23 protein-coding genes are annotated in these 23,281 nt (G+C 73.0%); 6 read left to right on the forward strand and 17 right to left on the reverse strand.

The genetic code is table 11. The features are described from left to right. The coding region (locus ACWDSL_RS31995) for an SbcC/MukB-like Walker B domain-containing protein (protein WP_450491402.1) at positions 1-634 on the forward strand (634 nt) is incomplete at its 5' end. Between the two features lie 55 nt (positions 635-689). Here ACWDSL_RS31995 and ACWDSL_RS32000 read toward each other — a convergent pair. The 6 genes from ACWDSL_RS32000 to ACWDSL_RS32025 all read right to left on the reverse strand — a co-directional run bounded on the left by ACWDSL_RS32000 (position 690) and on the right by ACWDSL_RS32025 (position 9,438). Beyond that, positions 690-2,372: a DUF885 domain-containing protein gene (locus tag ACWDSL_RS32000; protein WP_450491404.1), complete on the reverse strand. Its 1,683-nt coding sequence runs from the start codon at positions 2,370-2,372 to the stop codon at positions 690-692. A gap of 146 nt (positions 2,373-2,518) precedes the next feature. Continuing rightward, positions 2,519-3,775 carry an N-acetyltransferase family protein gene (locus ACWDSL_RS32005; protein ID WP_450491406.1) on the reverse strand — a complete coding sequence of 419 codons (1,257 nt, stop codon included), beginning with the start codon at positions 3,773-3,775 and terminating at the stop codon, positions 2,519-2,521. A gap of 131 nt (positions 3,776-3,906) precedes the next feature. Continuing rightward, a complete protein-coding gene (locus tag ACWDSL_RS32010; RefSeq protein ID WP_450491408.1) occupies positions 3,907-4,431 on the reverse strand; it encodes a DUF1990 family protein in 525 nt (174 codons plus the stop codon). A gap of 30 nt (positions 4,432-4,461) precedes the next feature. Beyond that, positions 4,462-6,054 (reverse strand): alkaline phosphatase D family protein, encoded by a 1,593-nt coding sequence (locus tag ACWDSL_RS32015; protein ID WP_450491410.1) that lies wholly within the window; start codon positions 6,052-6,054, stop codon positions 4,462-4,464. An 88-nt stretch (positions 6,055-6,142) separates the two neighbouring features. After that, entirely contained in the window at positions 6,143-7,585 is a 1,443-nt protein-coding gene (gene pdxR, locus ACWDSL_RS32020; protein WP_450491412.1) for a MocR-like pyridoxine biosynthesis transcription factor PdxR, read from the reverse strand. A gap of 1,022 nt (positions 7,586-8,607) precedes the next feature. Continuing rightward, positions 8,608-9,438 carry an alpha/beta fold hydrolase gene (locus tag ACWDSL_RS32025; protein WP_450491414.1) on the reverse strand — a complete coding sequence of 277 codons (831 nt, stop codon included), beginning with the start codon at positions 9,436-9,438 and terminating at the stop codon, positions 8,608-8,610. A 142-nt stretch (positions 9,439-9,580) separates the two neighbouring features. On the opposite strand from ACWDSL_RS32025, the gene ACWDSL_RS32030 reads away from it, so the two are divergent. Beyond that, entirely contained in the window at positions 9,581-10,504 is a 924-nt protein-coding gene (locus ACWDSL_RS32030) for an RNA polymerase sigma-70 factor (RefSeq protein WP_450491416.1), read from the forward strand. Here the strand turns inward: ACWDSL_RS32030 and ACWDSL_RS32035 are convergent. Then, entirely contained in the window at positions 10,498-11,277 is a 780-nt protein-coding gene (locus ACWDSL_RS32035; RefSeq protein ID WP_450491418.1) for an SDR family NAD(P)-dependent oxidoreductase, read from the reverse strand. The genes ACWDSL_RS32030 and ACWDSL_RS32035 overlap by 7 nt on opposite strands. A 134-nt stretch (positions 11,278-11,411) precedes the next feature. Between ACWDSL_RS32035 and ACWDSL_RS32040 the strand changes: the two genes are divergently transcribed. Then, positions 11,412-12,155 carry a GntR family transcriptional regulator gene (locus ACWDSL_RS32040; protein WP_450491420.1) on the forward strand — a complete coding sequence of 248 codons (744 nt, stop codon included), beginning with the start codon at positions 11,412-11,414 and terminating at the stop codon, positions 12,153-12,155. A gap of 18 nt (positions 12,156-12,173) precedes the next feature. Here the strand turns inward: ACWDSL_RS32040 and ACWDSL_RS32045 are convergent, their stop codons facing one another. The 9 genes from ACWDSL_RS32045 to ACWDSL_RS32085 all read right to left on the reverse strand — a co-directional run bounded on the left by ACWDSL_RS32045 (position 12,174) and on the right by ACWDSL_RS32085 (position 20,443). Beyond that, the gene (locus ACWDSL_RS32045) at positions 12,174-13,706 is read right to left on the reverse strand and encodes a PH domain-containing protein (protein WP_450491422.1); all 1,533 of its coding nucleotides are present in this window, start codon (positions 13,704-13,706) and stop codon (positions 12,174-12,176) included. 39 nt (positions 13,707-13,745) lie between these two features. Continuing rightward, on the reverse strand, positions 13,746-14,726 hold the full coding sequence (locus tag ACWDSL_RS32050) for an aminoglycoside phosphotransferase family protein (RefSeq protein ID WP_450491424.1): 981 nt from the start codon (positions 14,724-14,726) through the stop codon (positions 13,746-13,748). A 51-nt stretch (positions 14,727-14,777) separates the two neighbouring features. Further along, positions 14,778-15,263 (reverse strand): SRPBCC family protein, encoded by a 486-nt coding sequence (locus tag ACWDSL_RS32055; RefSeq protein ID WP_450491426.1) that lies wholly within the window; start codon positions 15,261-15,263, stop codon positions 14,778-14,780. Continuing rightward, complete coding sequence (locus ACWDSL_RS32060) at positions 15,260-15,634, reverse strand: ArsR/SmtB family transcription factor (protein ID WP_450491428.1); 375 nt, start codon at positions 15,632-15,634, stop codon at positions 15,260-15,262. The genes ACWDSL_RS32055 and ACWDSL_RS32060 overlap by 4 nt, the downstream gene beginning before the upstream one ends. A gap of 48 nt (positions 15,635-15,682) precedes the next feature. Further along, the gene (locus ACWDSL_RS32065; protein ID WP_450491430.1) at positions 15,683-16,390 is read right to left on the reverse strand and encodes an SMI1/KNR4 family protein; all 708 of its coding nucleotides are present in this window, start codon (positions 16,388-16,390) and stop codon (positions 15,683-15,685) included. Positions 16,391-16,491: 101 nt separating this feature from the next. Next, a complete protein-coding gene (locus ACWDSL_RS32070) occupies positions 16,492-17,106 on the reverse strand; it encodes a hypothetical protein (protein ID WP_450491431.1) in 615 nt (204 codons plus the stop codon). Between the two features lie 53 nt (positions 17,107-17,159). After that, complete coding sequence (locus tag ACWDSL_RS32075; protein ID WP_450491433.1) at positions 17,160-18,413, reverse strand: ROK family protein; 1,254 nt, start codon at positions 18,411-18,413, stop codon at positions 17,160-17,162. Between the two features lie 68 nt (positions 18,414-18,481). Beyond that, a complete protein-coding gene (locus ACWDSL_RS32080) occupies positions 18,482-19,135 on the reverse strand; it encodes a response regulator (protein WP_450491435.1) in 654 nt (217 codons plus the stop codon). Between the two features lie 9 nt (positions 19,136-19,144). After that, positions 19,145-20,443 carry a sensor histidine kinase gene (locus tag ACWDSL_RS32085; RefSeq protein WP_450491461.1) on the reverse strand — a complete coding sequence of 433 codons (1,299 nt, stop codon included), beginning with the start codon at positions 20,441-20,443 and terminating at the stop codon, positions 19,145-19,147. A gap of 100 nt (positions 20,444-20,543) precedes the next feature. Between ACWDSL_RS32085 and ACWDSL_RS32090 the strand changes: the two genes are divergently transcribed. From ACWDSL_RS32090 to ACWDSL_RS32100, 3 genes are read left to right on the forward strand one after another with little or no spacing between them, the layout of a single operon-like run. Further along, positions 20,544-21,482, forward strand: coding sequence for an ATP-binding cassette domain-containing protein (locus ACWDSL_RS32090; protein WP_450491437.1), 939 nt, complete (start codon positions 20,544-20,546; stop codon positions 21,480-21,482). A 6-nt stretch (positions 21,483-21,488) separates the two neighbouring features. Continuing rightward, positions 21,489-22,214 carry an ABC transporter permease subunit gene (locus ACWDSL_RS32095; protein WP_450491439.1) on the forward strand — a complete coding sequence of 242 codons (726 nt, stop codon included), beginning with the start codon at positions 21,489-21,491 and terminating at the stop codon, positions 22,212-22,214. Between the two features lie 44 nt (positions 22,215-22,258). Continuing rightward, on the forward strand, positions 22,259-22,699 hold the full coding sequence (locus ACWDSL_RS32100) for a hypothetical protein (protein ID WP_450491441.1): 441 nt from the start codon (positions 22,259-22,261) through the stop codon (positions 22,697-22,699). Positions 22,700-22,717: 18 nt separating this feature from the next. Here ACWDSL_RS32100 and mug read toward each other — a convergent pair whose 3' ends face one another. After that, positions 22,718-23,266, reverse strand: a complete 549-nt coding sequence (mug, locus tag ACWDSL_RS32105) for a G/U mismatch-specific DNA glycosylase (protein WP_450491443.1) — start codon at positions 23,264-23,266, stop codon at positions 22,718-22,720. Positions 23,267-23,281 lie beyond the last annotated feature (15 nt).

Genomic DNA, 23,281 nt, shown 5'->3' on the forward strand with positions numbered 1-23,281 from the left:
GCGGATGTGTACGTGGTTCCAGCGGTGGGTTTGTTCGGTGAGACGGCCGACGGAGGTGGCGGAGACCCGCCTGGCCACGCTCGCGGCGGGCACCTCCGGCGAGAACGAGCGGAAGATGCGCCTGGAGGCGTACGTCCTGGCCGCCCGGCTCGAACAGGTCGCCGCCGCGGCCAGCGCCCGGCTGCGGCTCATGTCCGCCGGGCGCTACACCCTCGTGCACTCCGACGCCCGGACGGGCGGCCGCGGCAGGTCGGGTCTCGGCCTGCACGTCATCGACGCCTGGACCGGCAGCGAGCGCGACACCGCCACCCTCTCCGGCGGTGAGACCTTCTTCGTCTCGCTCTCGCTCGCCCTCGGCCTCGCCGACGTGGTGACGGACGAGGCGGGCGGCACCCGGCTGGACACCCTCTTCATCGACGAGGGTTTCGGCAGCCTGGACGAGCAGACCCTCGACGAGGTCCTGGACGTGCTGGACTCACTGCGCGAGCGGGACCGTACGGTCGGCATCGTCAGCCATGTCGCGGACCTACGCCAGCGCATCCCGGTGCGTCTTGAGGTGGTGAAGGGCCGCGACGGATCGGCGGTGCGCCACCGTACGGCCGGGGGCGCGGCCGGAGCGGGAGGGCGGACCTGACGCGGGCGTGAGCCACCGCCCGTCCGTCCGTCCGCCCGGCCCCCTCACCCCGTCATCAGATCGCCGAGAGCTCGGCCACCAGGTCGTCCAGGCCGAGCGAGCCCTGTGAGAGGGCCGCCATGTGCCAGGACTTGGCGTCGAAGGCGTCACCGTGGGCCTTGCGGGCCGCCTCGCGCCCGGTAAGCCAGGCGCGTTCGCCCAGCTTGTAGCCGATGGCCTGGCCCGGCATGCCCAGGTAGCGCACCAGCTCGCTCTCGATGAAGTCCGCGGGCCGGCCGCTGTGCCGGCCGAAGAACTCCTGCGCCAGCTCCGGCGTCCAGCGCTCCCCGGGGTGGAATGGGGAGTCGGCGGGGATCTCCAGCTCCAGGTGCATACCGATGTCGATGATGACGCGCACCGCGCGCATCATCTGCGCGTCGAGGTAGCCCAGGCGCCGTTCGGCGTCGGTGAGGAAGCCGAGCTCGTCCATCAGCCGCTCCGCGTACAGCGCCCAGCCCTCCGCGTTGGCGCTGACCATGCCGACGGTGGCCTGGTAGCGCGAGAGCTGGTCCGCCACATGCGCCCACTGCGCGAGCTGCAGATGGTGGCCGGGCACGCCCTCGTGGTACCAGGTGGAGACCAGGTCGTACACCGGGAAGCGGGTCTCGCCCATGGTGGGCAGCCAGGTCCGGCCGGGGCGGGAGAAGTCCACCGACGGCTGGGTGTAGTACGGCGCCGCCGCGCTGCCCGGCGGGGCGATCATCGACTCGACCCGCTTGACCCGCTCGGCCAGGTCGAAGTGGGTGCCGTCCAGCGCCTCGATGGCCTGGTCCATGAGCCCCTGCAGCCAGGCGCGGGTCTCCTCGACGCCCTCGATGGCCTGGCCGTGCTCGTCGAGGTGGCGCAGCACCTCCCAGGGGGTGGCGCCGGGGAGGATCTTCTCCGCCTCGGTGCGCATCTCAGCGTGCAGCCGGTGGTATTCGGACCAGCCGTAGGCGTACGCCTCGTCCAGGTCGAGGTCCGTGCCGTTCCACATGCGCGACCAAGTGCGGTAGCGCTCGCGCCCGACGACGTCCGGCGCGCCCTGGACCGCCGGTTCGTACACATCGCGCAGCCAGTCGCGGAGCGTGGCGAAGGCGCCGGTGCCCTCGGCCGCCGCCTCGTCCAACTCGGCGCGCAGCGCCTCGGGGCCACCGGCCGCGAAGTCGGCGAACCAGCCGCCGTCGGTGCCGATCCACTCCTCGAGTTGGCCGATGACCGTGGTCACCTGGCGGGGGCCGGCGGGCAGTTCCTGCCGCAGCCCCTCGGCGAGCGAGGCGCGGTACTCCTCCAGGGCGGCCGGTACGGCGCGCAGCCGCGCGGCGACCGCCGCCCAGTCGTCCTCGGTCTCGGTCGGCATCACGGTGAAGACGCCGCGCACGGCGTGCAGCGGGGAGTGGAGATTGCTGACCGCCCGCAGGTGTTCCCGCGCCTCGTGCACGGCGAGCTCGGCGCTCAGCCGCTCCCGCAGCAGCCGGGCGCAGCGCCGCTCGATGTCGCTGTCCGCACCGGGCCGCGCCTCGGCCTCGCCGAGCCGGTCCAGGGTGGTGCGGGCGAGGTCCGCCAGCGCCTCCTGCCCGGCGGGCGAGAAGTCCGGCAGCCGCCGGGCGCTTTCGGGCACACCCAGGTAGGTGCCGGTGATCGGATCGAGTTCGATGAGGGCGTCGACGTAGGCGTCGGCCACCTGGCGGGGCAGGGATGCGTCAATGGTGTCGGACATGCGGTCATCCTCGTACGGCGGGCGGGGTCGCGTCACGGGCATTTGGATGTTACGTACCTGACCGAGATCATGTCGTGCCCGGAACATGTCGTGCCCGGATCGTGTCTGCTTGGATTCTGCCGTATCCCGCCCCGCACGGCGGTCGGCTACGCGCCCGACGAGACCACCGCGGGCGAGAGCCGGGCCGTGATGACGAGCGTGCCCTCCTCGATCTGGTAGTCGAGCGGCAGCTCCAGCGCGCGCATCGCCGCGACCATGCCGGTGTTGGCCGACTGGGTGACGGCGTAGACGCTGTCGCACCCCGTCTTGGCCGCCATCGCGACCAGCCTCCGCAGCAGTTCCCCGCCGATGCCCCGCCGCTGCCACTCGTCCTCGACGAGCAGCGCGATCTCCGTCTCGTCCCCGTCCCACAGCAGATGGCCGAGGGCCACCAACTGCCCGGAGGTCGTGTGTGCGGCGAGGGTGCGGCCGAAGCGCGGGCTGAGCAGGTGGCCGAGGTAGCGGTCGGCGTCGCCGACCGGGCCGTGGTAGCGCAGGGCGAGCGTCTCGGCCGAGCACCGCTGGTGCATCGCGCGGGCCGCGTCCAGGTCGCGGGTGTCGGCGCGGCGCACGGTGATCTCGTTGCCCTCGGGCAGCGTCAGCACATCGTGGCGGCGCGGAACACGCGGGCCCAGCCGGGCGTCCAGCTCGACGAGCGCGCGGGCGCGCGCGAACTCGGTCGGGGTGAAGGGGAGATACGGGCGCTCGATGGTGATCGCGCCGCCGGACGGGTCCCGCAGCCGCATCACGGTCTCCTCCAGTACGCCCTCCACCGGTGGCACCCCCTCCAGCGGACGGCCGGTCAGGGACTTCGCGGGCAGTGACCGGATGGTGCAACGGCCGAGCAACTGGCGCAGCGCGAGCGGGAGTTCGGCGGAGTCCAGGGCGGCGCGGGTGGCCAGGGACAGTATTCGGGTCGGCGCGTCCACCAGGTCGTGGGCGTCGGCCCGCTCCAGCCAGGTGTCCCGGCCGCCGCCGGCCGTGACGGCGTCGGTCAGCTCGGAGGGCGGCAGATCGGCGGGGGCGCGGAGCAGGAACTCGTCCACGGTCCCGTCCGCCAACGGGTGGGTCTGCAGCGACAGGATGTCGACCGCGTGGCGGGCGAGCGCCGCGCACAGCGCGGCGAGGGTGCCCGGCTCGTCCCGTACGGTCGTCCGTATACGCCATAGGGTGGTGTCGGCGCTCCGGGCGCCGTTCGTGCGGTTTGTGTCGGGTGCGCCGTCCGTGCTGTTCGTGCCGTTGGGGCCGTCCGTGACGGGGCCGTCGCCGTGGCGCCGTGACCATCGGGCGGCCAGCTCCACCAGATCGAACCGCCGGCCGAGGGGGCGTCGCCGGGTGTGGTCGTGAGGGGTCGCTTGGGTCATGCACCCACTCTTGCCGAGGGGTGTTGCGCGATCACAAACGCACTGTGACCGATGGGTTAAGAGGGCAATTGTGGCGCAAGCCTGTTTTGTCTGGAATGGCGTGGTTGACAGGCGGGTTCTTCTTCAGGTTCTCATGCCGCGGCCAGCCGCCGCAGCACCGCCCCGCAGCGCCGTGCGTACGCCCGCTGGAAGAGCGGCACCAGCGGCCCGGCCGCCCGCGCGTACCAGACCGCCGGGCGGCTGAAGGCCGTCACCGTGAGCACCACGGCCCCGTCCGGCTCCAGGCCGACGACGAACGACTCCTCGCCGCGCTCCGGATGGCCGGGCAGCGTCCCGTACGCGAAGCCGGTCCGTGTCTCCTCCGCCACCGTCCACACCACCTGGCACGGCGCGCGCAGCCGCAGCCTCCCCACCCCAAGACCGATCACCACGGGCAGGCCCGCCACGGCGGTCGGCTCCCAGCAGCGCACCGACACCCCCACCGCCCGGTGCATCCGCCAGTCCATCACCGCCCGGCCCGCGGCCCCGAACGTGTCGGGGCCGCGGCCCAGCGGGACGGACACCCGGAGATGGCTGTAGCCGGCGGGCAGTGGCCACTGGCGCGTGGCGCCCGTCTCCGGGTAGGTCAGACGGGATACGGGGCCGGTTGCGGACATGCCCGTACGGTACGAGCCCGGCCCCGCGCGTCACTGGCCGACGCGCCCGGGCTGCAGCACCTTGGTGAACAGCACCGTGCCGCCCAGTTCGCGCAGCCGGACCGTCAGCTCGCCGCTGTGCCCGTTGATGTCCACCTCGCCGAAGAACTGGAAGCCCTCGGCCGGGGAGACGTTCGCCCTGGTCGGCGCCTTGACGAAGGGCTGCTCAGGACCGAAGGTGCCGTCCAGCTTCACCGCCGGGAACGCGCCCGCGTTCAGCGGCCCGGAGACGAACTCCCAGAACGGGGCGAAGTCCTTGAAGGCCGCCCGCGACGGGTCGTAGTGCTGGGCGCTGGTGTAGTGGACGTCCGCCGTCAGCCACACCGTGCCGGTGATCTTCCGGTGCTTGATGTGCCGCAGCAACTCCGCGATCTGGAGCTCGCGGCCCAGCGGCGCGCCCGGGTCGCCCTGCGAGACGGCCTCGAAGTCCGTCGCCCCGTCCGGGACCACAAGACCCAGCGGCATGTCACACGCGATCACCTTCCACACCGCGCGCGACGCCGACAGCTCCCGCTTGAGCCAGGCCAGCTGCTCGGCGCCGAGGATGCCCTGGGTGTCCTCGGGCTGCCGGCCGGGGGAGTTGGCGTCGCGGTACGTACGGCAGTCCAGCACGAACACATCGAGCAGCGGGCCGTGCCGCAGCACCCGGTACACCCGGCCCTCGGGGTCCTGCCGCATCGTGGAGATGGGGAAGTACTCGCTGAAGGCCTGCCGCGAGCGCGCCGCCAGCACGTTCACGTTCTTCTCGGTGTAGCGGTCGTCGGTGAGGATCTCGCCCGGGTACCAGTTGTTCAGCACCTCGTGGTCGTCCCACTGGACGATGGTGGGCACCTGGGCGTTGAAGGCGCGGAGATTGGCGTCGAGCAGGTTGTACCGGAAGTTGCCCCGGTACTCCGCCAGCGTCTCGGCGACCTTGGACTTCTCCTCCGTGGTGATGTTCCGCCAGGTGCGGCCGTCGGGCAGCGTCACGCTCTGCGTCAGCGGGCCGTCGGCGTAGATGTTGTCACCGCTGCAGAGGAAGAAGTCCGGGTCCAGCCGGCGCATCTCCTCGTAGATCCGGTAGCCGCCGAGGTCCGGGTTGATGCCCCAGCCCTGCCCGGCCAGGTCGCCCGACCATACGAACCGCAGCCCCTGGCGGCGGGCCGGGGCGGTACGGAACGTCCCGTGCACCGGCTCGCCGGTGCGGCGCGGGTCGTCCGGGTCGGCGAGCAGCACCCGGTAGTGCACCTGGGTGCCGGGCGGCAGCCCGTGCAGCGCGGTGGTGCCGGTGAAGTCGCTGCCGGCGCCCAGCACCGGGCCCCGCCAGCGGCGCGCCTTCGCGAACGACTCGGTCGCGGACGTCTCGACGACCATCCGGGCCGGGCGGTCGGACCGTACCCACACCAGGCCCGAGGACGTCGTGACGTCGCCCACCTGGACGCCCCACTGGGCGCTCGGCCGCCCGGACAGCGCCTGCGCGGGCGCGGCCGACGCCGCCGACGCGAGTGTCGGCACCGCCAGCGCGGCGGACGCCGCCGCCGAACCCAGCAACACCTCCCGCCGCCCGAGCCCTCTGTTGTCGGATCCGTCGGATTCCCGCGCCATGCCGAACCTCCTGATACTCATGGAACCGCTGTGCCGTCCCGTTGCTATCGCTGTCAGATGCCTCGCATTCGAACGGACAGTGAACAACTCACCGAGGGGCGGCGGAAAGGCCCGGGGCCCCGGTATCGGCGATCAGGGCCACGGCCTGGGCGATCCGGGCGGGGGAGAGATGGGCGTAGCCCATCACCAGACGTACGTGTCCGTCGTCGTGGCCGGGCCGGTGCGCGAAGTCGGCGAGCGGGCGCAGTGCCACCCCCGCCCGCGCCGCGCGCTCCAGGAAGCGCGCCTGGGGCCCGTACCGGCGCGGCAGCCGGGCGATGACATGCAGCCCGGCGGCGATGCCGGTCACCTCCGTGCCCGGGAAGTGTTCGGCCAGCGCCGCGACCAGCGCGTCGCGCCGCTCCCGGTAGGCGCGCTGACAGCGGCGCAACTGCCGGTCGTAGTCGCCGCGTTCGATGAAGTCGGCCAGCAGCGCCTGGTCGAGCGTGGGATTGCCGAGATCCATGGTCCGCTTGCGCTCCACGACCAGGTCCACCAGCTGTTCGGGTATCACCAGCCAGCCCAGCCGCAGCCCCGGGGCGAGCGACTTGCTGACCGAACCGGCATAGGCGACCCGGGCCGGGTCGAGGCCCTGCAACGCGCCGACCGGCGCCCGGTCGTAGCGGAAGTCGCCGTCGTAGTCGTCCTCCACCAGCAGCCCGTCGACGGTGCGCGCCCACTCCAGCAATTCCAGGCGGCGCCGGGCCGAATACGCGATGCCCGAGGGGAACTGGTGGCAGGGGGTGAGCTGGGCGGCCCGCGCGCCCGACGCGGCCAGCGTGGCGGGGGACACGCCCTCCGCGTCCAGTGGCACGGGGAGGGCCGTCAGGCCGGTCGCCGAGAGCAGCGCGGTGTGCTCCGGGCTGCCGGGGTCCTCCACCGCCACGGCCCGGTGGCCAAGACCGGCCAGTGTGAAGCCCAGCAGCGTCATGGCCTGCGCGACGCCCGAGCAGATCACCACGCACTCCGGATCCGCCACCACCCCACGGCGGCGGGTGAGCAGCCCCGCCACGGCGGCCCGCAACTCCGGCAGCCCGCGCGGATCCGGATACCCGAGCCCGCTGTGCGGAAGCCGTGCCAGCACCCGCCGATGCGCCGCCGACCACGCGGCGCGCGGGAACAGCGCCAGATCGGGGCTGCCGGGCAGAAACCCGGTCCCGGGCGCGCCGTCGGCGACGGGCTGCCTGTGCTCCCGTACCGCCGTGGTCTGTGCCGCCCCGCTCACCCAGGTGCCCGAGCCCCGGCTGCTGCTGAGGTACCCCTCGGCCGTCAACTGCTCGTACGCGTCGGTCACCAGCCCACGCGAGACCCCCAGGTCGGCCGCCAGCTCCCGGCTGGACGGCAACCGTGTCCCGGCGGCGATCCGCCCGGAGCGCACCGCCTCGCGCAGCGCGGACTGCAGCACCCGCCCGCGCCGGCGTGGCGGCGCGGCCGCGGTGGGGAGCAGCAGCTCCCAGGCGGCGGTCCAGGAAGTGGTCTGCGAATCAGCCATCGGATTGGACCTTAAAGGGTGCCGATCGGCTCCTTAGCGTCGGTGCCATGAACCGAAGCGATCTTCCGGGGGACCCGCCCCCCTCGGCCGCCACCGCGCCTGGCCGCGATACGGACAGGCCCCCCAGCGCCGGCGGCCGGCGGCGTGTTTCGCGGCACAGCCTGCTGGGGGCGGTGCTCGCGGGGGTGGCGTGTTGTCTGGTCGGGGCGTCGTTCACCGCCAACAGCGTGCTCGGCCACTACCCGCACGCGGGCGGCCAGGCGCTGCGCTATGGCCTCGCCTGCGTGCTGCTGCTGCCGCTCGCCGGGCGTGGCGGGCAGGCGGTGGTGCGGCCGTTGCGGGCGCTGAGTGGGCGGCAGTGGGGGCGGTTGGCGGCGCTGGCGGCCGTGGGCATGGTGGGGTTCAACCTGGCCGTGCTCGCGGCGGAGCGCAGCGCGGAGCCCGCGGTGCCGGGGGTGTTCGTGGGCTGTGCGCCCGTGGTCGTCGCCGTGATCGTGCCCGCGCTCGACGGGCGGCGCCCGGCCCCGGTGGTGGTCGCGGGGGCGCTGTCGGTGGCCGCGGGCGCGTTCACCGTGCAGGGGTGGGGGCGTACGGACACGGCAGGGCTGCTGTGGTCGGTCGGGGCGCTCGCGGGCGAGGTGGGGTTCGCCGTGCTCGCCGTCCCCGTCCTGCGGCCGCTCGGCCCCCGGCTGCTGTCCGCCGTGGCGTGCGGCCTCGCCGCCGTGGAGTCCGCGCTGCTGGGCCTGGTGCTCGACGGCGGGGGGTGGCTGAGGGCGCCGGACGGCGGCGAGGCGGTGGCGCTGCTGTGGCAGGCGGCCGTGGTGACCGTCGTCGGCTTCGTGTGCTGGTACGTCGGCGTCCAGCGGATCGGCGCCGAGCGGGCCACCCTGTTCTCCGGCCTGATCCCGGTCTCCGCCGCCGCGACCGCACCGCTCGTCGGCACGGGCGGCTACGGCCCGGCGCAGGCGGCGGGCAGCCTTCTGGTCGCCCTGGGCGTGGTCCTGGGTTCGAACCTGGTGGGGTCAGCGGCTCCCGTCCAGGATCACGCGGGCGACCAGGGCCGGGTCGTCGTTCATGGGGACGTGGCCGCAGCCGGGGAGGCGGACCAGCCGGGCCGCGGGGATCGCACGCTTGGCCCGGACGCCCTGACGGGACAGCAGCACCCGGTCGCGGGTGCCCCAGCCGATGGTGACGGGCACATCGGGGACGTCGTCGGTGAATGTGGCGCCGCGCCCGGACGCGAGGGTGGCCTCGAACCCGGTCGCCTCGCGCATGGCCCGCGCCTCGGCGACCACCGCCTCGGCTGAACGCCGCCCGGGACGGGCGTAGATGGTGCCGGTCAGCGCCGCCCGCCCGGCCGCCGTCCGCGCCAGCCGGCCGAGCAGCGGCAGCGGTATCGCCCGGGCGCCCACCCGCATGGCCGTCAGCACCCCGGAGGCGTAGCGGCGTTCGGCCTCGCTCCAGAACCGCGCCGGGCTGAGCGCGGTGACGGACCGTACGAGCTTGTGGCGGCCGAGTTCGAGGGCGAGCAGCCCGCCGAGGGAGTTCCCGGCGACGTCCGGACGGTCGAGGTCGAGCGCTTCGAACAGCGCGGCGAGCACGGGCACCGTGTCCTCCAGGCCGTATCCGACGCCGTCCGGCAGCGCGGCGGACTCCCCGAAGCCGGGCAGGTCCACGGCCGTCACCTCGCGCTCGACGGCGAGGATGTCAAGCACCGGCTCCCACGCCTGCCAGTGGTGTCCGATGCCGTGCAGCAGTACCAGGGGCCGACCGGTGCCGCGCCGCTCGTAGACGACGCGCGCGGGCTGCCGCCCGGTGGGTGTGTCGATGGGGAAGGTGATGGTGGCGGCCATAGGGCGGCTCCTCGTCGGTTGGCAGGCGCAGTGGTGTACACACGCACTGACGCGGTGACGCTACGAGACAGGATGTCAGCAGGTGTTACCCCTGGGTAGACCCGGTGCGGGCCGGGCCCCGGCCGGGTGGGATGATGGCCGCGTGGCCACTTCTGACACCGCGGCCGGGGCCGCGACGGACGTCTTCGAAGATCACCGCTCCCTGCTGACCGGGGTGGCCTACCGCATGCTGGGCCGGGTGACGGACGCCGAGGACGTCGTCCAGGAGGCGTGGCTGCGCTGGTCCGGGGCCGACCGCGAGGCGGTGCGCGAACCCCGCGGCTATCTCGTACGGATCACCACCCGGCTCGCCATCGACCGGCTGCGGCAGGCGCAGGCCCGCCACGAGTCGTACGTAGGCCCGTGGCTGCCCGAGCCGATCGCCACCGACTTCGGCCACACCGTCCCGGACACCGCCGAGCGTGCGGTGCTCGTCGAGTCCGTCTCGCTGGCCGTGCTGGTGGTCCTGGAGTCGCTTTCCCCGCTGGAGCGCGCGGTGTTCGTGCTGCGCGAGGCCTTCGGCTTTCCGTACGGGGAGATCGCCACCGCCCTGGACCGTACGGAGGCGGCGGTGCGGCAGTTGGCCGGGCGGGCGCGGCGCCATGTGGACGAGCGCAAACCGCGGTTCGAGGTGGACCAGCGGCAGCGCCGCGATCTGACGGAGCGTTTCCTGGCCGCCGCGCAGGGCGGCGACCTCGAGGGGCTGCTCGCGCTGCTGGCGCCCGATGTCCGCCTCATCGGCGACACCGACGGCAAGGCCAAGGCGCCGCTGCGGATCATGGAGACGGCGGACAAGATCGCCCGCTTCCTCACGGCAGTGGGCCGGGACAACACCGTCCCGGACCCGGAGCTGATCTTCACCGAGCTCAACGGCGGCCCCGCGATGGTCCTGTTCTCGGCCGGCCGCCCCGACGTGGTTTTCTCCCTCGATGTCGCCGACGGCCGGATCCAGACCGTCTACATCATGCGCAACCCCGACAAGCTGACACACCTGGCGGAGCTGTATCCCGGTGACGGGGGTCAGTGAACGGACAGCCCGCCGTCGACGAAGAGCGCCTGTCCGGTGACATAGGCCGAGGCGCGGCTCGCCAGGAACACCGCCGCGCCCGCGAAGTCCTCGGCCAGGCCGTTGCGCCCGACCATCGTGCGCGCGGCCAGCGCCGCCACCTGCTGGGGGTCGGCGGACAGCCGTGTGTTGAGCGGTGTCATCACGAACCCCGGCACCAGCGTGTTGCAGGTGACGCCGTACGGCGACCACGCCTCGGCCTGTGACCGGGCCAGCGACTCCAACGCCCCCTTGGAGACGCCGTACGCGCCGCTCTGCACGAACGCCCGGTGCGCCTGCTGGGAGGTGATGTGGATGATCCGCCCGAAGCCCCGTTCGGCCATCTTCGGGCCGAACCGCTGCCCCAGCAGATAGGGCGCCTCCAGGTTCACAGCCATCGTGGTGTCCCACACGTCCTCGCCGAGCTCGCTCATCGGGGGCCGCAGATTGATCCCGGCGCTGTTGACGAGGATGTCGGGCTCCCCGAAGACCGCCGCCGCTTCCTCTGCCGCCGCGCGCACTCCGTCGCGCGTGCTCAGATCGGCGCTCACCCGGGCCGCGCGGCAGCCCTGCTCCGTCAGTTCCCCGACCGTGGCGGCCAACTCCGCCTCCCTGCGGGCCACTACGACGACGTTCGCGCCCGCGCGCGCCAGCGCTCCGGCGATGGCGCGGCCGATGCCTGAACTGCCGCCGGTCACCACGGCGACCTGGCCGTTCAGGGAGAACAGCTCGGAGAGATAGGAGTCTGATGTCATGGCCGCATCCTAGGCGGCCCGTCGATTGGTCTTGACCAAGGCTGGGCGCCGCCTTATGGTCGCACTAGATACTGCAACAACCTTTAATAAAGAAACACACATATCAAGCACGCAGATCTGTTGTGGAGGACAGGGTGGGGACCACGCAGCTCGAATCGGTGCCGGAGCCCAAGTACTGGCACCTCAAGACCGTGCTCAGCGAAGCGCTCGACTCGGAGTTCGCGATCGGTGAGATCCTGCCCAACGAGCGTGAGCTCGCGGCCCGCTTCGGCGTGGCCCGCGCCACCCTCAGGCAGGCGCTCGAACAGCTCGAGCTGGAGGGCAGGCTGCAGCGCCGCCGGGGCGTCGGCACGACCGTCGCCCCGCCCCGTATGGGCATCGCGGTCGGCGACCGGGCCCACAGCTGGGAGGACGCCGACGACGCGGCCTGGCAGCCCGTCGACAGCACGGAGGCGGAGCCGCCCGCCGCGGTCGCCCGGCTCCTCGACGTACCGCCCGGCACCCTGGTGCACACCGTGCGCCGCATCCGTGTCGGCCACGGCCAGCCGATCGCCGCCGAGCTCCTTTACGTCCCGTCCGACTCCGTCTCCGGCCTCACCGCCATCGACACCCCGCCCGGCGCCCCGCGCGCCCGCGCGGTCCTGCGCGAACTGCGCCGCGTCGCGCTCGAAGGCCGCGAGCAGTCCGTCGAACTGGGCTCCGCCCGCGCCGACGACGCCAAGCAGCTGGACCGGCTGCCCGGCGCCCCCGTCCTCGTGGTCACCACCCGCTATACGGCGGTCGGCCATACGCTCGCCGTGGCCGTCGCCACCTACCGCGCCGACACCTGCCGCCTCACCTTCGGCGACGGTCCGGCCGTGGAACTCCTGGCGAGCTGACCGTTTCCGGGCTGACCGCTACCGGGCCTTCGCGGGGGCCAGCTCGCGGATGATGCGGACCAGGTCGTCCGGGGCGGCCGCGAGGCGCACCGGCTCGCCCGCGTCGTCGAGTTCGGCGATGTGCCAGCTGCGGGGGACGGTGTCGCCATCGCTGCCCCGGGCGCGCCGTACGTTCGCGACGCTGAGCCGTTCCACCGGTATCCGCTTCGCCGCGAACCGGCCCGGGCCGGGGTGGGGTGTCACCGCGGGCGGGCCGCCGCCGAGGACGATGTGGGTGCCGAAGCCATGCGGGTTGTAGTCGGTGTGCTCCAGGAAGCGGGCGGCCAGGAACGCCTCCGTCTCCTGCTCGGCGGGACCACCGGTGACCTGGGGCTCGGCGGGCGTACGGACCCGGGTGGCGCGCCAGGCCCAGGTGAGCAGGCCCACCGTGACCAGCGAGCCCGTGGCCGCCCAGGTGATCGAGCCGGGGGAGGCCAGCAGGGTCGTGGGGTGGAGGTAGCACAGCGGCAGCAACCACAGGGCCGTACCGGCGAGCGCCGCCGCGAACGGAAGCGCCGACGGGAGGACTTCGTCGTCCGGCAGCCGGCGCCCACGCACCCGCAGCAGCACCTGGGCTCCGGGGTAGCCCGCGCCGAGCACGAACACGGCCGCCATGACGGCCACTTCACCGCCGGCGGGGATGTGGTCGCGCCACACATGGCCCGCTCCGGCGACCTCCCTCACCTGGCCGCGCCACACGGTCAGTTCGACTCTGTCGCCGGCCTCGAAATCCTCGGCGGCATCGCTCGAGACCTCTAGCCGCTCCAGTGGCCGACTGCCGGTGAAGTACAGCCAACTGGGCTGCTTGAGCCCGTTGACGTCGGTCCGCGCGATCACGGCCGGCAGGGTGGTCAGGCATGTGCCGCGCTCGGTGGCGGGCGTCCGGGCGGTGCACGGGGCGGCCGACCGCCAGGCCCGCTCGTCCGACACCATCCCCGGCACAAACCACGCGGCCACCCCCGCGCCCGCCACCAGCAGCGCACACAGGCTCAGCGACCCCACCCAGCCACGCCCGGCGGTGCGGTACGAGATGACGGGGATGTGGCTCGACTGCGGTGCTCCGTAACGGCGGTGCATTGCGCGGAGCGCTTCCAACTGCGCGTCGAAGTCCGGGTCGTGGGACGACCAGCTCCGCGGCAGGGGCAGCAGCCGCTTACGCCCGTCGCGCAGCACCAGGATGACGCCCCGGGTCTCCTGGACCCGGGGCGTGTTCGCGTACTTCAGACGTACGCGTAGGTCGGCGACGTCATCCCACGGCACGCTCCGGCGGCGCAGCAGCGTCCGCGTGTGCAGGCCGTGTGTGTCGGCGCTCACCCGGGCGGTGGCACCGCGCAGCGAGACGACGCCCACCAGCGCGAGCAAAAGCCCGCCCGCCGGCCATACGTCCCAGAGCCCGTCCCAGAACACCAAGCGCACCACGGCCAGGCCCGCCCCGGCCGCCCCGAGCCCGACGAAGAACCACAGGGTGCGCTTCCAGGGGGAACGGCAGGCCACTTCCCAGGCATCGGTCATGAATAAATCCTGCCACCGGCCAGGCTTTTGAGCACTGCTTCAAAGCCGCCGTCCCAGCCAGCGCAGCGAGGCGAGGCCCAACGCGGTCATCATGGCCACGATGTTGCGATCGGTGCCCGGCCCGGCCGAGGCGGCGGAGCGCAGCAGAAAACCGGCGTGCGCCGCCAGCACCGAGTCGACATGGACGCGGTCGAGTGCGCGTATCAGCGGGTGGCTCTCGGCGATCGGCTGTGGATCCACGCCACTGAGGGATGCGCTGGACAGCAGCGTGATGAGATCGCAGTGACGGGGCCCGATCCAGGCGTGCGGCCAGTCGACGACGAACACCCGGTCCGCCGTCAGCATGATGTTGAACGGGTACAGGTCTCCGTGCAGAAGCGTGTCGCCGTCCAGCGGGGCGTTCGCCTCCAGGGTGGCGAGTTCATCGAAGTGGCGGGCCGCCCACGGTGACAGCTCCTCAACCCTGGCCCTGACGGCGGTGTCTTCCGCCAGCGCCGGCCACCCGCCGAGGCGCGGTTTGCTCAGGATCGCCGCCTCGACGGGGGACGGCGTCAGGGCCGTCGCCATATCGGTGACTGCCGCGATCACCCGGTCCAACTCGTCCGGCCGCCACGGCTGAGCGGGCAGGTGCCCTTGGATCTCCTCGAAGACCAGCACCACCCAGGTGCCGTCGTCGTAGGCATTCAGCAGCCGTGGTGCCGACGCCTCTGGCGGAAGCCGCCACGAGACCGCGATCTCCCGGCGGTGGAAGTCCGCCACGGCCGGCGCCGCCGACGAGCTCGCTGCCTTGACGAACGCGCGTCCGCCGTTCGCCAGGCGCACCCGGGCGGCCAGCCCCTCGGAGAACCCGCCCGGCTGGCCGACGGCGGTGGCCACCGGGCTGCCGAGCAGCCGCTCGATCCGCACGGTCAGCTCGCGTGGCAGCGCCGCCCAGGCCATCCTCCGGCTGCCGGTGGCCGAAGGCAGGCCCGGGGTGCCCGGGGCCGACGCGGCGAGATCGGCGTCGGGATCGCGTGTCATCGTGGTCCACCCTCCGTGTGCGCGACTGCGAGACCGGATCGGAGGACCGGGTCAGTCGGCGAGCAGGGCGTCCATCTGGCCGACCGCCTGCTGCAGGCCCTCGGCCATGCCCATCTCCAGCATCCGCTCCATCTGCTCCCGGGAGTCATAGGCCGAGCGCAGTTCCATCCGGGTGCCGCCGTCGTGCTCGGTCAGCAGCACCCGCACGGTGGTGGTGGGCATGTCGGCGGCCGGTGTCCCGTCCGGGTTGGCGAAGCCGTCGGTGAACTCCAGGGACGTCGGCGCGTTGACCGAGGTGATACGCCACCAGCCGTGGTGCTTGTCGCCTTCCGGGCCGGTCATGAAGTAGGCGACTTCTCCGCCCGGGGTCAGATCGTGCTGCTCCATGGTTGCCGGGTAGGTCGGCGGACCCCACCAGCGCTCCAGCTGCCGCGGGTCGGCCCACAGCCGCCACACCCGTTCGACCGGCGCGGCGAAGTCGGCGATCAGGGTGAGGGTCAGACTGTCGAAGTCCTTGTCCAGGCTGGTGACACTCATCGGTCTCGTCCTTCCGTCGGGTTGTTCTCTTGGGGGCCGGAGTCCTCCGCGAGCAGGCCGGCCATCCGATGCACTCGCCCGCGCCAGGCCGTCTCGAGCTCGTCGAGCACCTGCCGCGCGCGGACTATGGCCTCCGGGTCGGTGCGCACCAGCTGCTCCCGTCCGCGGCGCTGCTTGGTGACAAGACCGGCCCGTTCCAGTACCGCCACATGCTTCTGCACCGCGGCGAAGCTCATGGGGTAGACCTCGGCCAGCCGTGACACCGACAGCTCGCCCCGCACGCAGCGGTGGAGGATGTCGCGGCGGGTGGTGTCGGCCAGCGCGTGGAACAGGCGGTCCACGGTCTCGTCGGTCGATTCATCTACAACCATTTGGTTGTAGGTTAGCTCTGTGGCGCACGCGGCGCAAGGCCGCTCGAGTCAGCTCTGGTCGGAGGCGAACTTGAGGCGTGGCGGGGGCTCGGTGGTCTCGTCCCAGGCGCGGCGCTCCGCGTGGTCGAGCCAGTCCAGATACCACTCCGCGAACGAGACGTGCCCCGTCTTGCCGCGCAGTTCGGCCGGGGCGACGCCCTCGCCGAGGGCCCGTATGTCGTTCCATATGGTGCCACAGAGGGGGCCGGTGACCACGAGGAGCGAGTAGTACGCGCAGCCTTGGTCGCTGACGCAGAGGGTGCCCTCGGTCACGGCGTCGAGCAGTTCGTCGTGGCGGGCGTCCCAGGCGGCGTAGGTGGCGGCGAAGGTGTCGGCGTCGTCGGCGTCCAGATGGTCGGCTCTCAGAGGCTCCGCGCACATGTGCTCGTCGAGCTCGGCCGAGAGCTCGGGGCGGAACGGCAGCGCGCAGTGGCCGGTGGCGGGCGGGGTGTCAGGGCCGGGGGGCTTGATCGGGAACAGACCGTAGTAGGGGCCCGCGCCGCCGGCGCCCACCTCCAGGAGGAACGTGCGGTACTCCGCGGGCAGTTCGGTCCCGAGCCGCCGCTCCACCGCCCGCAGCTGCTCCTCGGTGAGGACGGGCAGCAGCTCGAAGTTGTGGCCGAGATCGGCGAAGTCGGCGCCGAACACCGCCCACCACCGCGGCGCCTTCCGCAGCGCGAGCACACGCTCCCGCACCCCTGCCCAGGTCCCGCCCATCGCCCCTCCTCGGGAATGCAACACCGCCACCACCGTACGCAGCCCCGCGCCACTCCGCCGCGGGGCCGGCATCCGGTGGCACAGGGGGACCGGGGACGGCGTCAGCAGAACCAGACGACCAGGCGTACGTTTTCGGCGCCGATATCGGCGGCCAGCTCTCGCATCGTCTGCCAGACCGGCGCCCAGGGCGCCTCGTCCGGAGGGACGAGCATCCGTGCGGTGAGGACCACGGGGCGGTATACCTCGCCGTCCAGGGACACTTCGCCGCCCGGTGGCCACTTCGACGGCGCGAGGAGCATGTGGCCGCCGAAAACGTCGGACGCCGCATCGGCCAGGTCGACCGTGGCCAGTACGACGTCGTGCCTGACGAGTTCGCCGGTCGGGCCAGGTCGCCACCGGGCCGCCCAGTCCCAGGCGGGGCCGTCGGCGAGGGGGGCGTCCCAGTCGACGGCGGCGACTTCGGCCCAGGTGGCGTAGGTGTGGCTGTGACCGGGGAAGTCCTCGGTGCCCGTTTCCCGTACCCAGTCCGAGGCGTCGGGCGGAAGCCCCCGGCTGTCGAAGAGCGGACGCTGGATGTCGTCGCTGACTCCGTAGCCGAAGAGACACTCCCACGCGTAGCGGTCCCGGCTGAGCTGGAAGTCCAGCAGGTCGACCTCGGTTTCCCAGTAGCCGTCCGCCGCGCGGATCTCGACCGTGCCTCCGATGTCCGTTCCCATGAGGGACGATCCTAGAACGGCCGGAACACCTGGGGCGCCCGCCCGTGGCCGGGTCAGCGGCTCGCGCGGCGGGTGGTGACCGTGGACTCCACGGCGAAAAGCTCCTCTTCCACATGGTCAAGGGCCAGCCGGAGCGCGCCGGTCACCACGGCCGCCTCACCGAGCAGGGACTGGGCGACCTGGGGCGGGCGGAGGCAGTAGCGGGCGAGTTCGTCGCGCAGGGGGTCGAGGATGCCGTCGAGCCCTGAGGCCCAGCCGCCGACCACGACGACCTCGGGGTCGAGGGCCTGGACGAGGGCCGCCACGTCGTGGACGAGGCGGCGGATGAAGCGGTCGACGGCCGCGCGGGCGCGGGTGTCCCCGGCGCGGGCGAGGGCGAAAACACGGGCGACCTGGTCCTCGTCGAGAGGGTTGAGCGGTTCACCGGTCGTGGAGAGCATCTCTTCCGGGGTGGCCTCGCGGCCCAGCAGATGGAGGGCGCCGATCTCGCCCGCGGCGCCGCCGAAGCCGCGGTGTAGCCGGCCGCCGATCAGCGAACCGGCGCCGGGGCTCAGGCCCGCCACGACGTAGACGACATCGTCGGAGCCGACGGCCGCGCCCTTCCAGTGTTCGGCCACGGCGGCGGTGTTGGCGTCGTTCTCGACGAGCACCGGGCAGCGGAAGGAGCGCCGCAGCCGCTCCCCGAGGCGAAGACCGGTCCAGCCGGGGAGGGCCGTACACAGGTGGACGGTGCCGTCGGCATCCACGATGCCCGGGCTGCCGACACCCACCGCCCGCAGCGAGTAGCGCGCCACGCCGGCCCGGCGCAGCAGGTCGGCGACGGCGGTACGGACCCGGTCCAGGCGCTCGTCGGCCGACGCCTTCTCGGACACTTCCCGCACCGTGGAGCCGAGCGGACGGCCGTCGAGGTCCGTCAGCAGGGCGCCGACGCGGTGGGCGCCGATCTCGACCCCGAGCAGATGGCCGGCCTCGGCCCGGAAGCGGAAACGCCGGGCGGGGCGCCCCTGGCGGCGGACACCGCCCTCCTCCGCGGGAACCTCCACCACCAGGCCGTCGGCGGTCAGCCCCTCGACCACGCCCTCGACGGTGGGGCGGGACAGGCCGGTCACCCGGGTCAGATCGGTGAGGGTGGCGCAGCCGGGCACATGCTCCGCCCCACGGTCGTCGGCGCGGTCGTCGGCGTGGTCGCCCCCGCCGTCGGGGTCCTGGACGTCGGAGGAGACGGTCGCCGCGCGCAGCGCGTGCAGGACGACGGCGGAGTTGATGCGCCGCAGCAGGGACGGATCCCCGCCGGTGAGCCGCCCCACGTGGGCCTCCTCTCCTGTGCGTGTCTGCCGGATCGTAGCCGCTGGACGGGGACGCGGCGAGAGCTCCGTCAGCCGGGCACCACGAACCCCGACTCGTACGCCGCGATCACCGCCTGGGTGCGGTCCCGCGCACCCAGTTTCGCGAGCACCGCGCTCACGTGTGTTTTGACCGTCTCGGCGCCGATGACCAGGTGGCCGGCGATCTCGGAGTTCGACAGGCCGCGGGCCATCAGCCGCAACACCTCCGCCTCGCGATCGGTGAGCGCCGCCCGCTCCATCGCCTCGCGGGCGCGCTCGTTGCCGCCGCGGGCCGCGGCGAAGGACCGTACGGCCGCCGGGAACAGCAGCGACTCGCCCTCCGCGGCCAGGCGCACCGCGTGCACGATCTCGGCGGGGCGGGCGCGCTTGAGCAGGAAGCCGTCCGCTCCTGCGCGCAGCGCCTCGTAGACGTACTCGTCGTTCTCGAAGGTCGTCACGACCAGGATCCGGGGCGGGTCGGGGACCGACCGCAGCACGGCGCGGGTCGCCTCGATGCCGTCGAGCAGTGGCATCCGGACGTCCATCGCGACCACGTCCGGCCGCAGTTGCCGCACCAGCGGCACCACCGAGGCGCCGTCGGCGGCCTCGCCGATGACCCGGATGTCCGGCTGGGACTCCAGGATCGCGCGCAACCCGGCGCGCACCAGCTGCTCGTCGTCGACGAGGAGGACGCTGATCGACACCGGATCACCTTAATGCGCGTTTGTCGGTGTGCGGTCCGCCGGGAGGGTCACGCTCAGGCGCCATTCGCCCTCGTACGGGCCCACCTCCGCCTCCCCGCCCAGCAGCGCCGCCCGCTCGCGGATGCCACGTAGACCGCTGCCGAGGCCCGTGCCAAGACCCGTGTTCAGCCCCGTGCCGAGACCCGTGCCAGGGCCCGGCAGGGGGTTGCGTACCTCCAGCCGCAGCAACCCCGTGTCCGCGGCGACGTCGACCCGTACGGCCACCGGCACCGGGCCCGCGTGGCGCAACACATTCGTCAGCGCCTCCTGGAGGATGCGGTAGCCCTCGCGGGACACCGGTCCTCGCAGTTCCTCCAGCCGGCCGGACACCTTCGCGTCGAGCGTCGAGCCCGCCGCCCGCGCCGACTCCAGCAGGCGCTCGGCGTCGGCCAGGCCCGGGCGGTCGGCCGGGCCCCGCGCGGTGTCCTCGCGCAGCAGCCGCAGCACCCGCTCCAGATCCTCCAGCGCATGCCGCCCGGTCTCCTCGATCGCGGCCAGGGCGCGGTCCGTGAACTCCGCCGAGCCCGCCGCCCGCGCCGCGCCCGCCTGCACCACGGCGACCGTGAGCGCGTGTCCGATGGAGTCGTGCAACTCACGGGCGAGCCGGTTGTGTTCCAGCAGCCGCTCCGTACGCTCCTCCAGCGCGGCCAGCCGCTCCGCGGCCGACGGGCCCAGCAGGCGGGTCGCGGCCGCCGTCATCAGCCTCCCGGCGGCCACGACCACGGCCAGCAGGGCGGCCAGGGGGAGCGGGGCGAGCAGCGCGTACCACCAGTGGTGGCCGCCGATCCGTACGCCCATGACCGGTGCGGGCGTGCCCTGCGACGCCGCGTCGAACAGCGCCGCCGTCAGACCGGGCAGTTGGAGGCTCAGCAGCGCCGTCAGACAGCCGGCCTCCAGCCGCAGGACCAGCCACAGCGCGGTACGCCCCCGGTCGCCCCAGGACGCGGACGGTGCGGCGGCGATCCTCGGGGCGAGGTGGCCCTGCTGGTGGCGCGCATGTTCTCCGGGGGTCAGCAGCAGACGTGCCTGCAACCCCTCGGCCAGCCGGGTGGCCGGCACCATCGCGACGGCGACCAGCGGCAGCACCGGCAGCACGGGCAGCCACAGCATGTCGGCGGGGCGGAGGTCGAAGAGCCCGGGGTAGACCAGACCGCACACCGCCGCCACCACGGCCCCCATCAGCAGATGCAGCCAGCGCGTATAGGTGACGGCCCGGGTCAGCGGGGCGAGGACGGCGAGGGCGGCGGGCGATGTCGACACGTCGACCATCGTGCCCTGCGCCCCGTATCCGCGCCCTCCCCCGCGCGGGGGAGCACGACCCCGCTCGCGGGGGAAGCCACGGCCGACCCGGCGCGGGACCGTGGAGACCATGATCACCGCGACGTCGATCGACGTACACGAACTGACCAAGGACTACGGGGCGGTGCGCGCCGCGGACGGACTGACCTTCCGGGTGGAGCCAGGCCGGGTCACCGGTTTCCTCGGGCCCAACGGCGCCGGCAAGTCCACCACCATGCGGATCGTGCTCGGCCTGGACCGGCCGGACTCCGGCACCGCCACCGTCGGCGGCCGCCCGTACCGTGCGTACGACGAGCCGCTGCGCCACGTCGGCGCGCTGCTGGACGCGGGCGCCGCCCACGGCGCCCGCACCGCCCGGGACCACCTGCTGTGCCTGGCGATCGGCAACCGCGTCCCCGCGAGCCGGGTCGACACCGTGCTGGAGGAGTCGGGGCTGGCCTCGGCCGCGAAGCGGCGCGTACGCACATTCTCGCTCGGTATGCGGCAGCGGCTCGGCATCGCGGCGGCGCTGCTCGGCGACCCGCCGGTGCTGATGCTCGACGAACCGGCCAACGGGCTCGACCCCGAGGGCATCATCTGGATCCGTACGCTCATGAAGCGGCTGGCCGGAGAGGGCCGCACCGTCCTGGTCTCCAGCCATCTCATGGCCGAGACCGCGCTGACCGCCGATCACCTCGTCGTGCTCGGGCGGGGCAGGCTGCTCGCCGACATGTCCATGGACGCGTTCATCAAGGAGCACAGCCGACCGCGGGTACGGGTGCGCAGCACCGAGCCGGAGCGGCTGCGTTCGGAGCTGATCCGCGCGGGGCTGACCGCGGAGCCGGACGGGCCTGACCACTGGGCGGTCGACGGGGCCACACCGGAGGAGGTCGGCACGCTCGCCGCCCGCCACGGCATCCCGCTCCTCGAACTGGCCGACGACAAGGCGTCCTTGGAGCAGGCATATCTGCGGCTCACCGCGGACGAGGCGGAGTACACGGCGGCAAACACAACGAAGCAGGAGGTTTGAGAGTCGATGTCAGTCAAAGCGGTGCTGCACTCCGAGTGGATGAAGATCCGCACCCTGCGATCCCTCCTCATCGCCCTCCTCGGCGGCCTGGTGGCGACCACCGCCATCTCGGCGATGGCGAGCGCGACCGAAGACGGCGGCAGGCAGAGCGACTTCGATCCCGTCTTCTCCTCCTTCTTCGGCCTGCCCTTCGGACAGATCGCCGCCATCAGCTTCGGCGTGCTCGCGGTCGGACACGAATACACCGGCGGAGGCATCCGCGTATGGCTCGCCGCCGTCCCCCGGCGCGGCCTGTACTACGGGTGCAAGCTGACCGTCGTGGGCCTGTGCGCCCTGGCCGTCGGCCTGGTCACCGGATTCGCGTCGCTGCTCGCCGGCCAGGCGCTGCTCGGTGACGAAGGCGTGGGCCTGGACGCCCCGGGGGCACTGCGCGCGGCGGTCGGCTGCGGGATCTATCTCGCCCTGCTGACGGTGCTGGCCTCCGGCGTCGCCGCCGTGCTGCGCAGCTCGGTGGGCACCTTGGCCCTGGTCGTGCCCATCGTCACCTTCCTGTCCCCGGTGTTCGGCGCCACGTCCGCCACCAGGTTCCTCCCCGACCAGGCCGGTCAGCAGATCCTGCACTCCGCGCCCGAAGGCCCGTTGGGCGCGTGGACAGGGCTCGGGGTGCTGGCGCTGTACACGGCGGCCGCGGTGTTCTGCGGCCGGCTGGCGGTCGAGCGCCGGGACAGCTGACGCGCGGCCAATTGATTGTCAGACCTCGCTTGTTTAATGAAGTCATGACCAGCACGGCGGACCATCTGGCGACCATCGACCTGCTGCGCGCCCGGGACTTCCCCGACCGGCGCGGCGTCGTCGGGGCCGTGGCGAGCGGCCCCGGCTTTCATGTCGCCGACCTCCGCGTCAGCGAGGACTTCTGGGACGCGGATCTGGAGCGCCTGATCGAGGTCGAGGAGGAGTTCGAGGCCGAGCTGCGGGTGCTGGTCCAGGTGCTGTCCTTACGCTGGGGCGAGCCCGAAGTCCTCGACCTCGCCGACCACTTGGAGCGTGACGCCATGGGCGAGCCGGTGCCGGAGCCGCTGCGGTCGCTGTGCGGCTATGTGGGGCGGGTGTACGGCTGGCGGACCGACGGGCGCTGGATAGGGCTCGGGATAGGACAGGGGGACCGTGAACTGCCCCTGCAGCTGGTCGCGGCGATAGGGGAGCACAGCGTGAGCTGAGCCGCCTGTCGTCAGGCGTCAGCCGCCGCCGTCGGCGTACGCGGCGGTGCGCAGCCGGCCGTACTCCTCGGCCATCGTGGCCAGGGTCCAGTGGGCGTTGAGCCCGCTGGGGTTGGGCAGGGCCCAGATCCGGGTGGTGCCGATGGTGCGCTCCTGCGGGCCGATCTTGGCCCGCTTGTCGCCGAAGGCGACCCGATACGCGGTCACCCCGGCGACGGCGAGCCACCGCGGGCGCAGCCGGGCGACCTTCTCCGCCAGGATCCGCCCGCCGTCGCGGTACTCCTCGTCGCTCAGCTCGTCGGCCCGCGCGCTGGCGCGGGCGACGACATTGGTGATCCCCAGGCCGTACCCCAGCAGCTCCTGCTGCTCGGAGGGCTGGAGCCGGCGCGGGGTGAAGCCGGAGGCGTGCAGGACGGGCCAGAAGCGATTGCCCGGGCGGGCGAAGTGGTGGCCGGTCGCGGCCGTCATCAACCCCGGGTTGATACCGCAGAAGAGCACGCGGAGGCCGTCCGCGGCCACGTCGGGTACGAGGCGGTCGCGGGCGGCTTCCAGTTCGGCGGGGGTCATCGCGGGGTGTCCGGC

Source organism: Streptomyces sp. NPDC000941 (genome assembly GCF_053599555.1).